The sequence below is a fragment of the Haladaptatus cibarius D43 genome (genome assembly GCF_000710615.1).
In the GTDB taxonomy this organism is placed as follows: Archaea; Halobacteriota; Halobacteria; order Halobacteriales; family Haladaptataceae; genus Haladaptatus; species Haladaptatus cibarius.
Genome location: NZ_JDTH01000002.1, coordinates 159,202 through 174,317 on the forward strand (window position 1 = coordinate 159,202; position 15,116 = coordinate 174,317).

Annotated in this window: 15 protein-coding genes; all 15 read right to left on the reverse strand. The window is 57.6% G+C overall.

Features of this window, described 5'->3' with window-relative positions:
* Positions 1-167 precede the first annotated feature (167 nt).
* Positions 168-701 (reverse strand): GrpB family protein, encoded by a 534-nt coding sequence (locus tag HL45_RS05975; RefSeq protein ID WP_049970238.1) that lies wholly within the window; start codon positions 699-701, stop codon positions 168-170.
* Positions 702-805: 104 nt separating this feature from the next.
* Positions 806-1,678 (reverse strand): CheF family chemotaxis protein, encoded by an 873-nt coding sequence (locus tag HL45_RS05980; protein ID WP_049970239.1) that lies wholly within the window; start codon positions 1,676-1,678, stop codon positions 806-808.
* Positions 1,679-1,735: 57 nt separating this feature from the next.
* A complete protein-coding gene (gene flaJ, locus HL45_RS05985) occupies positions 1,736-3,469 on the reverse strand; it encodes an archaellar assembly protein FlaJ (RefSeq protein WP_049970240.1) in 1,734 nt (577 codons plus the stop codon).
* Between the two features lies 1 nt (position 3,470).
* The gene (locus HL45_RS05990; protein WP_049970241.1) at positions 3,471-5,285 is read right to left on the reverse strand and encodes a type II/IV secretion system ATPase subunit; all 1,815 of its coding nucleotides are present in this window, start codon (positions 5,283-5,285) and stop codon (positions 3,471-3,473) included.
* 9 nt (positions 5,286-5,294) lie between these two features.
* A complete protein-coding gene (locus HL45_RS05995; protein ID WP_049970242.1) occupies positions 5,295-6,059 on the reverse strand; it encodes an ATPase domain-containing protein in 765 nt (254 codons plus the stop codon).
* Positions 6,056-6,511 (reverse strand): flagellar protein G, encoded by a 456-nt coding sequence (locus HL45_RS06000; protein ID WP_049970243.1) that lies wholly within the window; start codon positions 6,509-6,511, stop codon positions 6,056-6,058. Before HL45_RS06000 ends, HL45_RS05995 begins: the two co-directional genes overlap by 4 nt.
* On the reverse strand, positions 6,512-6,943 hold the full coding sequence (locus tag HL45_RS06005) for a fla cluster protein FlaF (protein ID WP_049970244.1): 432 nt from the start codon (positions 6,941-6,943) through the stop codon (positions 6,512-6,514). It lies immediately after the preceding gene.
* Positions 6,927-8,243, reverse strand: a complete 1,317-nt coding sequence (locus HL45_RS06010) for a FlaD/FlaE family flagellar protein (protein WP_233274700.1) — start codon at positions 8,241-8,243, stop codon at positions 6,927-6,929. Before HL45_RS06010 ends, HL45_RS06005 begins: the two co-directional genes overlap by 17 nt.
* Before the next feature lie 279 nt (positions 8,244-8,522).
* Positions 8,523-9,317 (reverse strand): CheR family methyltransferase, encoded by a 795-nt coding sequence (locus HL45_RS06015; RefSeq protein WP_049970245.1) that lies wholly within the window; start codon positions 9,315-9,317, stop codon positions 8,523-8,525.
* On the reverse strand, positions 9,314-9,820 hold the full coding sequence (locus tag HL45_RS06020; RefSeq protein ID WP_049970246.1) for a chemotaxis protein CheD: 507 nt from the start codon (positions 9,818-9,820) through the stop codon (positions 9,314-9,316). The genes HL45_RS06015 and HL45_RS06020 overlap by 4 nt, the downstream gene beginning before the upstream one ends.
* The gene (locus HL45_RS06025; protein ID WP_049970247.1) at positions 9,817-11,031 is read right to left on the reverse strand and encodes a chemotaxis protein CheC; all 1,215 of its coding nucleotides are present in this window, start codon (positions 11,029-11,031) and stop codon (positions 9,817-9,819) included. The genes HL45_RS06020 and HL45_RS06025 overlap by 4 nt, the downstream gene beginning before the upstream one ends.
* A 1-nt stretch (position 11,032) precedes the next feature.
* Positions 11,033-11,629, reverse strand: a complete 597-nt coding sequence (locus HL45_RS06030; RefSeq protein WP_049970248.1) for a chemotaxis protein CheC — start codon at positions 11,627-11,629, stop codon at positions 11,033-11,035.
* Positions 11,629-13,707 (reverse strand): chemotaxis protein CheA, encoded by a 2,079-nt coding sequence (gene cheA / locus HL45_RS06035; protein ID WP_049970249.1) that lies wholly within the window; start codon positions 13,705-13,707, stop codon positions 11,629-11,631. Before cheA ends, HL45_RS06030 begins: the two co-directional genes overlap by 1 nt.
* A 6-nt stretch (positions 13,708-13,713) precedes the next feature.
* Positions 13,714-14,751 carry a chemotaxis-specific protein-glutamate methyltransferase CheB gene (gene cheB / locus HL45_RS06040; protein ID WP_049970250.1) on the reverse strand — a complete coding sequence of 346 codons (1,038 nt, stop codon included), beginning with the start codon at positions 14,749-14,751 and terminating at the stop codon, positions 13,714-13,716.
* On the reverse strand, positions 14,748-15,110 hold the full coding sequence (cheY, locus tag HL45_RS06045; RefSeq protein WP_049970251.1) for a chemotaxis protein CheY: 363 nt from the start codon (positions 15,108-15,110) through the stop codon (positions 14,748-14,750). Before cheY ends, cheB begins: the two co-directional genes overlap by 4 nt.
* Positions 15,111-15,116 lie beyond the last annotated feature (6 nt).

A 15,116-nucleotide genomic window follows, 5' to 3' on the forward strand; every position in this document is an offset into this window, starting at 1 on the left:
TGATGGCGACCGAAGGTCGCCCGCGCGAGGGACGACTGAACGAAGTGAAGGAGGAGGCTGGGGAGGACGAGGTGCGGTAGCGGTCTCATTGGAGTCGGAAACTGTTAACAGCATAGTTGGGTGGAATCATCTCATCGAAGTGTAAAAATCGACAGTAAATCGGTCAGTCAGACATATTTTGGAAGCCGTTCAGCGTAGCCTCGGGTGCGCGCTTGTTCCAAAATCGAATGTACCACGTCTGCCTTGGCTTCTGTGTACGCTCTTTGGTCGTGGGGATGCTCCGCCGCGGCTTTCCGTTTGACGCGCTCGTATTTCCGGCGTGCTTCGGGTGTTTCACGGAGATACTCCCGAAACAGGAGCTGGTTGCGCACTTTTTCATCGTCTTGGATGTGCATCTTGATGAAAACAGCACCATGGTCACCCCACTGAATTACCAATGCAGAGTCTTGACTGTCGTATTCGAGTTTGTAATCTTCCTCGGTAAGCGCGTCTGCTGTCGCGCGCATGGACTCATAATCAGCGAAAACCGAAATTATGTCCAGCGCAGGTTTACCCGGCAGGTCAGGAATGGCAGTACTACCGACGTGGAAGACACCGAGAAGTTGTTTCCCTGAAACATTTAGTATCCGTTTTCGCTCTTCTTCATAGCGGTCTGTCCAAACAGGGTCTGGTTCGAGCGTTATTTCATCTCCCTCGTGCATAGTGTGACTTCGAAGATAGAAGTTACTTTCAGAAAGAATTTATCATTTACGTTGAATTTATTTCTGCGTAAGCCAATTCGATAGTCTGTATCGCAGTCTCCAGATTACGTGTTGACTTTCTCGATGCGGTCGCTGACAATCATCTTCGCAGGTGGGGTCAACGACAACCCGCCGGAACCCTCTTCCACCAGTTCTTTCTTTTCGATTTCGGTGAGCACCATCGCGGCGCTTCCGGCGTCGATGCCGAGAGTTCCCGCGAGATTCCCGCTGCTCGCGCCGGAGTAGATGGCGACGAGGGCTTCCATCTCCTGTTCGGTGACGTTGATACGTTCGGCCTGCTGGGAGATTTCACCGTATTCGAGGCGGAGATAGCGCCCGAGAAGGTTCAGTTTGCGGTCGTCGGCGACGGCGAATTCGGAGGTCATGGTCTGGCCATCGGTGGTGTGGCGGATGGCGACGACGGTTCGTTTCGTACCGCCGACATCGCGGTCTTGTTTCTGAAAGTAGGTGACGCCCGAGAGATCTACGACGAAAGGTCGGGAAACGCCGAGGAACTCGACTTTCCCGGGTTGAATGCGGAGTTTACCGGATTGAAATTCGTTGCCGGTAACGCGCCCGCCGACGCGGGCGGGGTGTTTCACCATGACGGGCGTGCCGCTTAGCATGGCCTTGAACAGGAGCACCTTGAACCGGGCGACGTGGTCATCGCTCTGGGCTTCGATGACGACGGTGTTTCGCCTATCGTCTCCTTCGTAGGCGACGGTGATGGTGTCCTGAAAGAACTCCTCCAAATCACCCGGGACGTGGCCGACGGAAACGTCGAAGACGGCGGTGATCGGAACTGTCGTCTTCGACTCGCTGGTTGCCAGCACGAGCCGTTTCTGGCTCAAGATGATTCGGCCCTTGATTGGCTCTGCTGTTTCACGCGTGTCGAGGCTGAACCGTGCGACGAAATCGGCGATAACTGTTTCAGACATGTCGTTTCCTTGGAACCCGTTTTCCTTTCCTGTGTGCTCGATTCATAAATACGTACCTCATACGTTCAAGAACGTTCCGACGACGTTTCGCGTCACCCACGCGATAACTGCACTAATCCACGTCAGAAGGACGAAATGCAGGTAGGCGTTCACTTTGTGGCCGCCATCGACGATTCGAATCATGAGCGACGACAGCACCGAATTGAGCAGGATGATGATGACGAGCAGGTACTCAATCATGATGTTGTCGTACACCTCGGTGTGAATTATCGTCCCGAAGTTGAACTGCGGCGTGTTCAGCCCGATGGACATGCTCGAAAGGATGGCGACGATTTCGAGGCCGATGAAGAACGCGAACGTCGAGGCGGCGGTAATTCCGTATAGAACGCCGATGAGCGTCACGGTGGACTGTTCTCGCTGTTCGCGCAGTTGCATGACCTCGTTCATGTTGCCGCTGATGAGTTCACCGAGGCGTTGTGGTTCGCCACCCATCTGCCGACCGATGAGATACATCTCGCTGAACTTCTGAATGAGGTACGAACGCGCATCGGAGGTGAACAACCGCCACGCCATCTCGGATTCGATGCGCATGTTCAGCCGCTTGTAGAGGTCGTTTATGTCCGGCGTGAGCGCCCCGAAGTCCTTCTTCCGGAGCGTTTCGAGCACCCGCGAGGTCGTGCTCTGCTTTGCGCTCTCGCTCGCTCCAAGCGCCCGAACGAAGTTTGGAAACTCGCCGTCGCGCTCTTTTACCTTGTTCTCTTCCCTGCGGACGATGAACCCCGGGAGGAGGAGCGGCGTCGTCGGCAGTGCGGCGTAAATCGGCAGGGGAATCGCATCGGGCTGAATGGACGTATTTCCGAGGAGGATGTTCAGACAGACGAAAATCGACACGGCGGTCAACAGAATACCGAGGACGACGCTGATGCGAATCTTTCGCTCGGAGGCGGTTCGTCCGCGAGCGTCGGGATGGTACCACACCGGGTCGTAGGGGGCAGTGGTCTGAATCATGAACAGGAAGCCAGCCTGTACGAACGCGAACATGACCACGACAGCACCGACGGTCATCGTCGGATTCGTCCCCGTCAGAATCGGCAGGACGGTTGCGAACACGAGAGCGAAGGTGACCGAAAGCACCATCGACAGGTAGAGGTCTTTCATCACTTCGAGGTTCTGTAACGACCCCTCGTAGATGGTGACGTACTTCTGGATGACTACGTCCTGTTCCGAAAGGAGGAACTCCTGAATCTCTTGGCCCGCGCTAATCGTGTAGGCGAGTCGATCGAAGAAGTCAGAAAGAGGCTTGCTCGGCACTTTTCGCGCCCGGATTCGGAGCGCGTCGTCCAAACTCTGATTCCACGTGTCCACGAGTTCCACGACCCGACGCATCTCCCGCGCGAGTTCTTTGTACTCCTGTTCGTGCGACAGGATGCGAAAAACCTCCACACGGTCCATGTTTGCCGTCGAGAGGATGGTCATGTGCGTGATGAACAGGTGAAGCCTATCCTCTATCTCCTTCCTGCGGCGGTCTCTAAGCAGTTTTGGATAGACAACTGCCGTTCCGAGTCCCAAAATTCCGAGCAGTGGAATCGGCACTGCAACCATGAACGGTAACTCGACGGTGAGAACTGTGACGATGGAACCGACGAAGATGAGCGCAGACGGCACCACGACCAGCCCGATGTACCGAAACATCTCCATCTCCATCTGCTGGTACGCCTCGATGGTCGAGGAGGCGGCGGAGCTAAGGAGTTGTTTCGCATCCGGTTTCGCGGTTGCTTCTGCGTCAGCCATGTCAAATCGACCGATGGATGTCGAATGGAAGCCCATCGACGCCGTCGCGCTGGTAGGATTCGATGACTTCGTTCACTTCGTGATAGCCGAGAACGTTCTCCTCTATCATTCGTTCCATTATCTGTGCGCGGAAGTCGAGGTCGTCGTAGATGTCGCGGGTGTTTTTGTAGCCGAGGAGCGTCGCAATCTGCTCTTCTAACACGTAGGAGTTGTTCATTCCTTGGAAGACGATTTCGTCCTCGACGGGGTCCCAGTAGAACGCCTGCCGGGTGACGACCCCGCCCATGTCCTTCGAGTAGCCTTCGATTTCCTGCACGCTCGTCACCCGGCGCAGAACCTTATCGCCCTGCTTGACCCGGTTCTGGAACAGCGCCACGTCGGCGTTGTCCATGAACGTCTCGGGGACGCTGATGGGGTCGCCAGTGAAACGCTGAATCATCGAGACGATGTCGCTCGCGTGGAACGTGAGCATCACCGGGTGGCCGGTCTGGGCGGCCTGAAACGCCATCCGACCCTCTTCACCACGAACCTCCCCCACGATGATGTAATCGGGGCGCGAACGCAGTGCCGCCGCGACGAGGTCGAACATGTCCACGTCGGAACTGGTTTCTCCCTTGCCTTCACGAGTCAACAACTGCTGCCACGTGTTGTGGGGCGGTAGCACTTCGGCGGTGTCCTCCGCCGTGTAAATCTTGCTGTCGCGGGGGATGAACGAGAGAATACAGTTCAGCGTCGTCGTCTTCCCGGATGCCGTCTCGCCGACCACGAACACCGTCTGTTCGTTCTCCAGACAGAGCCAGAGATAGGCGGCAAGTTTCGGCGAAAGGGTTCCCCACTTCGTAATCTGGGCGACCGAGAGCGGCGTCCCTTCGCCCTGACGGATGGTGAGACTCGGCCCCTTCAGGCTCACGTCGTCGCTGTAGATGATGTTGATACGCGACCCGTCCGGCAGGGTAGAGTCCACGATGGGGTCGGAGTCGGAGACGGGGTCGCCGATTCGCTCACCCATGTTGCGGAGCCAATTGTCGAAATGCTCGCCCGTGCCGAAATCGACGGTCGTTCCGAGCATCCCGTAGGTGCCGTGGTCTACGTAGGTTTCGTGAGGGCCGATAACGTGAATGTCCTCGTTCGCCGGGTCGCGCATAATTGGTTCGAGCGGGCCGAACCCGACGATGTCACGGTTCAGACGGTAGCGGATGTTCTCGTAGGTTTGCTCCGTAATTTCGTACTTGCCGATGCCCGAGTAGCTCATCAGCTCTTCCACCACGTCGTTTTCCCTGAGCGATTGAATACCCGCCTTCACGTCGCCGTAGGAGATACTGCCGACTCTGCGTGCGATTTCTTGTGGCGAAACGTTCTGGACGCGTTTTTGCAGGGTTTTCGGCGAAAAGTCGGCAATTCGAGTTCGTAACCCGCCGGTTCCGTCGCCGATACGAACGGTATCTTGGAGCAGTTCCTCGATTCTGTCGTCGTACTCTGATTCGTTCTGTGGCGCTGGCTTCGAGACGCTTTTTTCCAAAATCTTCCCACGAACGTCCCAGAACATGTTCTGTTCCGTGTCCGTGAGGTCTGGTTCGATGGCGTAGTATTTCGTATCGCGTCCGACATCGCCGTAAATGTGACAGTAAATCGGACCGCCCGCCGGATAGATGACGTTCGGCTTGTCGGCTTCCCACTCGCTCGATGGCTCCTCGACGAGTTTCGGGAACTCACCCGTAAACTGCTTGAATCGCTTCAAATAATCCCGCAGGTGGGGACGGCGCATCGCCACCTCGCGGAGGTTATCATCTATTTGGGTGGTTCCGTGTTCGGTCATTGGTTCAGTTCAAGCGACGCTACGACTTTCGATGACGATACCGGCGTCGGCGCGAACCGAGTATCCGATAGTGTCTCCGACCTGTTCACCCATTCCGGCGAACCGTTTTACCGAAATGTTGCGGCGAACGTCGTTGCCGACTTCGACCATCTGGAGCTCCATGAACACGTCGGCGATGGCCCGGAACGGGCCAATCGCCTCTTGGTCAACCGTGGACGGGTCAACCGTTAGCATGACGACTTTGCCCTGCGAGACGAGGTCACGGAAGAACGAGATGATTTCGAGTGCGGCTTGGCGCTCCTCGTTCTGTCTGACCAGCGCCTCGAACGTCGGGTCGTTGCGGAGAATCGCGTCGAACGTGTCGATGACGATGACATCCGCGTTCCACATTTCTTCTGCCTTCATCAAGCGGTTCAGCAGTTCCTTGCGCGACCCGTCGTCCCTGTCCGCCGGGGCCCTGATTTGACGGCTTCCGGAGTCCACGTCCGCGTGGAGGAACAACAGTCGCTCGTTCAGGAGATGCTCTTCGACGTTGTACGAAAGCGAGTGCATCTGGTCGATGAACCCGCGAACCGTCAGTTCCGTCGAGAGCAGTGTTACACTGTGGTCAGTCTCACACAGGCCGTAGCTGAACCGTTGGCTCATCGCACTCTTTCCAGCGCCGTAATCGCCTTCGACGAGGATAATCGAGCCACGGGGGATTCCACCGCCGAGTTCGTTGTTCAGGCGGTCGTGTTCTTCCAAGCCGAGCGAGTATAGATTATTCGAACTCATGGTCTGAACTCCAGCACTTCTTCATCGCCGTTGACGATTAGCTTCACGCGGTGGTCGCCCGGCGATAACGGGGTGTCGTTTCCGATTGTAACTCTGACTACGTTTCCAACTTCCCAGTCCGCTCCGTCTACGACTTCGAGGGAGACGTTGGTTTGATACCTTCCGTCTAGTAGTACTTCAATCTGGTCACCCGTCCCCTTTAAATTCTGTGACCCGGTATTTTTCACCAGTACGGTAATATTTTCGTTCTCACTGCCGTTATAAACTGCGTCGCTTCCGGGGTCACTGATGATTTCGATGTCAGTTCGAACGTCGGTACTCACGTCGTAACTCCTGTCGCCGAGCGCACCAGACAGTCGTTGGATGCCGGTGGTAAACGTCCCGGCGACGCTCGCGGCGATGATGAGACTAGCGATGAACAGAATGAGGTGCGAAGTGGAGACGCTCGCCACTTACACCGCCTCCGTGTCCGCGAGTCCGGGGCCGGAAACGACCTTTACTCGCGCTGGAGACGAGGACACGGATATTTCGAAATGGAGGGCCTCGCCGGGGAGCCATAGCTCGGTTGCCGAATCACCGTTCACGTCGTGGGACACGATGTCGGCGGTAGCTACGTAAGACCCATCGACGAGAACGTCGGTGTCGTTCACGTCGAGGGTCGTCGAACCGGTGTTAGTCACGGTTACGTTCAGATTTTCGCCCGAATAGTTCAGTGTTGTGATATTCAGAGCCGTGTTTCGCTGGTCGAGCACTCCCTCGGCGCGATCGCTTTGAGCATCGTTGACGCGTTCGTATCCGTTGTACGCGGCCGAGTAGACGATGCCGAAGCTCAGGAACATCGCCAAGAAGATGATGGCGGTGGCACCACTAACGCTGAAGCCCATTGCCCTCTCCCCGTATCTGTGCACAGTGGTCAACGACTTTCTGCTCGATTGCGTCGCCCGAGAGTTGGCTCATGAACGAGAGGCTTCGGACGTGGTCGTGCACGCCGAGGGTCGCCGGTGTCGCCTCCGAATCGACGTCCGACACGTCGGCAATACCGCCGACGAACGAAAGCAAGTCCTCTTTGACCGGTTCGCTTATCCACTCGATGTCCTCGTAGTAGGCGATGGTGCGGATGGTGTCTTCCGGGCCGAACTCCTCCACGAGGAATTCAAGCCATTCCAGAACGACCAAGTCCACGATGTAGCCCGACGGGAGAACCGCGAGGTACGGCTTTTCCATCCCGTTTCGCATCTGCATCGTCGTCTCTGCGGCCTGGGACTCCGTGGTCTGTTCGGGTTCTTGGAACTCGAAATCGCCGTCGTCCATCTCCGGTTCGGGTTCTGGTTCCATCTCCGATTCCGGTTCGATTTCCGGTTCCATATCCATCTCCAGTTCGGGCTCCGGTTCTCCCTCGTCGGCCGCGGCTTCGTCGGCCCAGTCCGCTTCGCCGGATTCGTACTCCTCTTTGAGTTCTTGGAACGTCGAACCTCCTGCTTGTCCTCCGTCGTCGGATTCGTCCGTCTCCCCGTCCATATCTCCCTTCTCGTCGTCTTCGAACTCGTCCAGTTCGTCTTCGTCCTCGATGTCGTCGAAGGATTCGTCGAAGAAGCTCTCCGCGTCCGCGTCGGCCACGTCGTCGTCGAGGTCTTCGCTGTCCGCCTCTTCTTCTTCCTCTTCGTCGAACAGGCCGAAGCTACCGGCACCGTCTCCGCCGCCGAAGGCGTCACCGCCCATGCCACCGTTCGGCACGTCGTCCACGAAGGGGTTGACGCCGCGCGTGACCATCTCGTAGATTTCGAGCAGTTTGCGGACGTTTTCTTCGACGTCGTCCACCTTCTCGCTGATCTGCTCGTTTTCACTCCGAACCGTGCTGACGGTCGAAGCGATGTCGCCGACTTCGTTTTCGAGGTCGTCGAGACGGTTTTCGAGTTCCTGCGTGGCCGCGCCGCCGCCACCCATGTCACCGAATCCATCGTCGCCGCCACCGCCCCAGTCGTCCATCCCGCCGTCCATTCCGCCGAAGTCGTCTCCGCCGAGGTCGTCACCACCGAGGTCGTCGTCGAACAGGTCATCGCCGTCCGCGCCCTCGTCGGAGTTTTCGTCGTCCTCCATGAAGTCCATGATTCCCATGGCACCCATGGCCAACGACCCACTCGCAATAATGGGAACGAGGTCGGGGGCGAGAGTTATAAGTTTCATTATGGACAACACCGAACGTTCACCTCATTAATCTTCTGCCTGAGTTATCACAATTGATATTATTTTATTATTACTCCTTAGTCCCCATTTTAGACGCTCTATCTATCGAAAATGCCGGAATATCTATTCAGACACCGCTCAAATATGGTTGTACTTATTCTAGACATATTTGGGCAACTGAACGGGCCAGTTGACCAGTTTGTTTCAGAAGGCTGTGGATAAATTGCTACGGCCGAAACGAACCGCCGGTTCCGTTCGAGACGAAAAAACGAGTTTGCGTCATCGCTTCCGGTAGATACGCAACCGCTTATCGACCGGTTCGTACTCGTCTTTCAACAGTTCCGGAAGCGTCTCAGTCTTGCCGATGACGAGATAGCCACCGTCCCGAAGCGAATCGGTAATCGTCCGGAGCATCGGCAGTTTGTGTTCGGCGTTGATGTAGATGAACAGGTTGCGACAGGAGACGAGGTCGAAATTCGATTTCGACCGGCCGTTTATCAGATCGTGGTGTTCGAACCGAACCAATCCTTTGACGCGCTCTGAAACCTCGTATCGAGAATCGTCCTGTCGAACGAATTCTTCGTATCCCGAAAGTGTGGCGAGTTGTTCCGCGATGTCGGTCGTTCGAGTGCTGTGATAGACGCCCTGTCGTGCGTGGGAAAGCACTTCCCGGTCGATGTCAGTCGCAGTAATCTCGACGTTTCTGTGCTGAATCTCCGGATTTGAGACGACGAGCAGTGCCATCGAATACGGTTCGCGGCCGTCGGAACAGGCCGCACTCCAGAGCTTGATTTTGCGTCGGTTCTCCGAAACCGATTCGAGAACAGTCCCAATTTCCTCCCACACTTTCGGGTTTCGGAAGAAACTCGTCACGTTGACCGACAGCGCATCGAGGAGGGCTTCCCGTTCTGATTCGTCCGTCTTCAGTCGGCGGAGGTACTGTCGATGTCCCTCGATGTCGGTTCGACGCATCCGAGAGGAGACGCGCCGGTCTAAATACGACTCGTCGTAATGACTCGTTGCAAATCCGAGTTCCGTCTCTACATACGAGAGTAACTCTTCGAATGCGTTCAAATCTGGTTCACTCCCCGGTGGGCACTTTTCACGACGAGCACTGCCGTGTCGGTGTGGAGTTCGAGTGATCGGCCGTGGCTTCCGCCAGTGTCTTCCCCCACAATTGGAATGCCGTGTTCTGCCAACAGTTCCTTGCTGGCTTCGACGTTTCGGGTTCCGATTTCCCGACCGATTCCCGAGAGTTCGAGCATGTTGCTTCCCCCCGCGATTTTCGCTTCGATGGTTTCGACGTTACCGCCGGCATCGGTCATCTGCGAAAGCATCCCGTCGATAGCCGTGTCTACGAATTTCGCTTCGTCGCCGTCGCGGGATTCGGGTGCTGACGGGAGCATGACGTGTGCGAGTCCCGTCACCCCGGCAGTAGCATCCGACAGTGCGATGCCGAGACACGAACCGAGTCCAGTCGTCGTCAGTTGTGTATTTGCGCTCGTCACGGCGTAATCCGCCACGCCGACTTTTATCGGGGCGTCCTGACGTGAGGACTCGCTCCGATACACTTTCATAATCTGCCTGCCTTCGTCACTCGCTCGGCACTCACGTCCGTATCGAGTGAGGAGAGCGCATCGCGGAGATCAGATTCGTCAGGAAGTGCGTACAGCGTGCAGTCGAACGTCTCGTCGTCGGCGCGGATAGTTGCATCCGAGACGAACGCGAACTGCTGTGACTGGCCGAGATGAGCCACGAGCGGGTCAACGATTGCACCACCCATGTCGTGGGCGAACTTCGGCGTGGAAATGTCGATGGTCGATTCGAGAGCGTTCGCCCACCCGTCGATGAAGCTACTCGCCATGATGTTCCCCATCTCCCGAATGGCGTTTTTTTCCATTTCGTCGAACTCCTCGCCGTTGTCGCTCGGAACCATCGCCCGAGCGACGTCGTGGGCCGACGACTCGTCGAACAGTATCAACACGAACCCACCGGGCGCGCTTTCGAGTTCGAACACCACCCCGACGCACATCGTTTCGCCCATCCCCTCCGAAACCTCTTCGACGGGGACGAAGTTCACGTTCGTAATGTCCACTGTCGTGTCGATACCCGTCATCATCGACAGGTTCTCCGCGACCGAAATCGCGCCGATGCGGGTCATCTCGTCGAAGTTCGACAGATTCTCGACGGAAACCGTCTCGCCGTCACCGGACAGGATATCGGTCATGCAGTCCGGTTCTGGCGACAACTGAACGCTGAACGAAACGGATTCATCGACCGCACCGACTTCGCTGGCGAAGACGAACGTCGGGCCGTCCGCATCGAGTTCCGGCGTTCCATCGACGTAGGTCGGCGGCGAGATGTCGATGGTCGTGCCGAGGTAGTCGGCCCAGCCGTCGACGAAGCCACCGGCCATCACGTTGCCGAGTTCGCGGACGAGACTTTCGTCCATGTCGTCTGCCCCCGGAGCGAGGATTTCCCGAACCCGTTCCACGCTCTCTCTGGAGAACGTGAACGCAGTTCTCCCGCGCAGACCGCCGTCGAGTTCGATGATGACGCCGACGCGCCGATTCTCGTCCGGCGTCGCCAGACCCGACTGCTGTGCAGTCGAGTCTGCTCGTGCAGAAGCAGTCGAATCGTCCCGTTCGGGAGTCGTTTGTACGTGCGTCCGCGTCACGTCCACGAACGTCTCGATGTCCGTCATCGCGGACAGATGCGAAGCGGCGCGCTCCGCTCCCTCGTGTGCCATCCGGTTGACGGCACCGAGTTCCTGAATATCTACCTGCATCTTACACCTCTATCCTCCGCATCATCGTGACGAGTTCTTCGAGTTCGGGGAAGGTGTACACCTTCACCTCGACGTTCGAGTCCGGCACACAGACGCGCGAATCGAGCACCATTGCGACGTCGTCGTCGCGGTGGCCGACCAGCGATTCCACGATTCGACTCGATGGGCCGTAGGTGAACGTCGGCGTCGAGAAGTCGATAGTGGTCTGAAGCACGTTTGCCCACCCGTCGATAAACCCGCTCGTCATGATGTTGCCGATTTCCTGGACTGCAGATTTCTCCATGTCGCTGAACCCCTTTTTTGCGGGTTCGCCCATCCCACCCATCATCCCGTGTGCGAGTTGCTTCGCGCTCGCCGCGGAGAACAAAAACAGAATGTAGCCGTAGGGCTGTTCGACCAGTTCGATGTGGATGCCGACCTGTTTCTCGTGGCCCATGTGCGAGCGGATGTCGCGGATGTCGATGAAGTTCGTTTTCGTTATCTCCATCTCGGTTTCCATCCCCGTCATCTGATTCAGGTGATTTGCGACCGTGTTCGCCCCCTGTTTCGCCATCCTGTTGAACAGGCTCAACTTCCGAATGTCGATTTTCAGGCTCATTAGAGACTCTCCACGTCGAGGATGGTCACGACGTCACCTTCTCCAAGCACCGCCGCGCCGGACAGCCCCGGAATACCGGAGAGAATGCCTTCGAACGGTTTGACGACGACTTCCTCCTGTCTACTTACGGCATCGCAGTGGATGGCGACCTGTCGCTCGGATTCCTTGACCCGAACGAGCATTCCGTCGCCGTTTTTCGTCTCACCGGGCACGTCGAGCGCCTGTCCGAGTCGAATGAGCGGGTACACCGTCTCGTCGTGCGTGATGACTTCCTCGCCTTCGACGTGCTGGACGGCACCCATCCGACGAATCTCGTCCACGTTCTTGATGGGGATGCCGTACTCTTCTTCGCCGGACTCCACGAACAGCACCTTGACGATTGCGACTGTGACCGGAAGCGAGAGGCTGATGGTCGTTCCTTCGCCGAGTTCGCTCTCGACGCTGATGTCGCCGTCGAGTCGCTTGATGGTGTTCTGCACCACGTCCATGCCGACGCCGCGACCGCTCACGTCGGTGATTTCTTCCGTGGTCGAGAATCCGGCGTGGAAGATGAGTTGGTACGCATCCTCGTCGTCCAGTGCGTCCGCCTCCTGTCGGGTCATGATTCCCTTGCTGACCGCCTTGGTTCGGACGGCGTCGGCGTCGATGCCGCCACCGTCGTCGGCGACTTCGATGGTCACACGGTCGCGTTCGCGCATGCCGCGGAGGTGAATCGTTCCCTCGGGCGATTTGTCGTTCGCCTCGCGCACGTCGGGCGATTCGATACCATGGTCGACCGCGTTCCGGAGCAGGTGCATCAGCGGGTCGCTGATTTCGTTCAGGATGGTGCGGTCGAGTTCGATGTCCTCGCCCTCCATCACGAAGTCGATTTCTTTCTCCTGTGTCCGCGAGAGGTCACGAACCAGTCGCGGGAACTTATTGACGATTTTCTTCAGCGGGACAAGCCGCATGTCCATCACCGTGTCCTGCAAACTGGACGTAATCTTGTCGAGTTCGTCCAGATTGTCGGTCGCGCTTCCGAGTTCGCCCTGTTCGACCGACCGCCGAAGTTTGATGCGACTGGTCACTAACTGCTCGACCAATCCGTGTAAATCGTCGAGTTGATCAACGTCTACCCGAACCGAGTGGATTTCGTCCACTGCCGACGACGACGCTGGTGCGTCCGTCGGCGGTTCGTCGGTGGCGGTTGCTGATTCGACCGATGCGGAATCCACTTCGGATTCGAACGAAAATTCGGCGTCGTCCGCCGTGTCCGGTTCCGAACCGGATTCGGGTTCGCTTTCCGTATCTGCTTCTGCCGCATCCGAAACTTCGTCGCTCACGTCGCTCACGTCGCTCACGTCGCTCACGCTGGCCGATTCGACCTTCGAACTGCCGTTCAGCAGTTCCGAAATTTCGTCCGCGGAGGCTCCCGTGAGGAACAGATCGAATCCGTCGTCGTACTCGCCCTCGTCGATGGCTTCGAGGGGTGGAACCGCCCCGAGCAAGTCGAACTCGTCGGTAACGCTGCCGAGGACGAACATCGCGTCCACGCCTTTCATCTGCGAATCGCCCATCTCCACGCGGGCGTGGCGCACGTCGTCTACGTCAGCGAGTGCGGCCGGATTGTCGAGTTCCGCGAGTGCGGTTGTGGCATCGTGGCTCGTTTCGGTGTCTCCATCGACTTCGGTGTCGCCTGCGGCTTCGCTCGCCGATTCGACGCCGCCGCCTTCCAGTATCGCGCGAATCTCCTGAATCGTCGCGCTCGGGTCGGTTTTCGACTCGCCGTGTTCTTCGATTTCGCCGAGGATGACCTCGATTTGGTCTACGCCCGCGAAGACGTGATCCATAATTTCCGAGGTGACCTCCATTCGGCCCTGTCGAATCTCGTCCAGCAGGTCTTCGATGGCGTGCGCGAGGTTGCTCGCGTCCTGAAACCCCATCGCCGCGAAGTTGCCTTTCAGCGTGTGGGCGGTTCGGAAGATGGAGTCCATCGCCTCCTCGTCGTTCGGGTCGTCTTCGAGTTCGAGCAGTGAGTTGTTCAGTTCTGTGATGTTCTCTTCGCTTTCACGAATGAAATCCTGTATGTATTCGTCCATATCCTATCACGTTGGTTTGCGTACTGTCGAAAGTATTCCACCGGAGACACCGTCTGCGGGAAGCACCTCATCGACACATCCCGTTTCGATGGCTCTCGCCGGAATACCGAACACCGAACAGGTCGCTTCGTCCTGCGCGATGGTCTGCCCACCTGCGCCTTTGATGGCTTCGATGCCGACTGCACCGTCCGCACCCATTCCGGTGAGGACGACGCCGGTAAGCGGGTCTGAAATCGTCTTTGCGGCCGTCTCCATCGTCACGTCGATGGCGGGGCGCACGCCGTGGCGTTGCTCGTCCTGTGTCAGTCGGACGCGAAGTCGGCCTTTGGCGTAGTTCGATACTGCCATGTGGTAATCGCCGCGCGCGACGAGGGCTTCCCCGCCGCCGATTCTGTCGCCGTCTCGGGCCTCCCGAACGTCGTATTCAGTTCTCCCGTCCAACCGTTTCGCGAATCTGTCAGTAAAACTGTCGGGCATGTGTTGTACGATGAGCACGCGCAGGTTCGCCGAGCGAGGAAGTCCCGAGAGAACGCTCTCTACGACCCGCGGCCCGCCGGTCGAAGCGCCGATGACGACCGTCGCGTTTTCGACGTATGTTTCGTCGCGCTCGATTGGCGTGGTCGCCGAATCGCTCGGTGTGCCCGCCGAAACGTCGGCGCGCGCGACGGAGCGAACTTTGTCCACGAGGTCGTCCTTGTGGGCCGAAATCCCGGTCGAAACCTCACCGCCGGGTTTCGCCAGCACGTCGATTGCGCCCCGGTCGAGTGCTTCAAAGGTCGCTTCCGCGCCTTTCTCGGTGTGCGCCGAAAGCATGAGAACCGGCGTCGGCGTTTCGTCCATGATGGCGGCAACGGCTTCGATGCCGTTCATTTCGGGCATTTCCACGTCCATCGTCACCACGTCGGGTTCGTGTTCGGCGACGGCGGACACGGCTTCTCTGCCGTCGGTTGCTTGTGCGACCACCTCGATACCCCCCGATTCGAGAATGTCGGAGATGACGGTGCGCATGAAGTGGGAGTCGTCTACGACGACCGCCCGCGTCATGCTGAGATAACGTCGTTGATGGCTTCCATCACGCTGGGTTTCTGGAACGGTTTCGTGATGTAACCATCCGCACCGGCCTTGACCGCCTTCTTCATTTTCTCTTCCTGTCCGATACTCGTACACATGATGACTTTCGCCCCCGAATCGAAACCTTTGATTTCGGATGTCGCTTCGATACCGTCTCGAATCGGCATCACGATGTCCATCATCACGAAGTCCGGCTGTTTCTCCTTGTACAGTTCGATCGCCTCGACGCCGTTTTCGGCCTCGTCAGCTATTTCGAAGTTCTCCTCCAGAATCTCGCGTAGCAGGTTCCGCATAAATTCTGAGTCGTCGACAATTAGTACGTCATTCGCCATTCATTT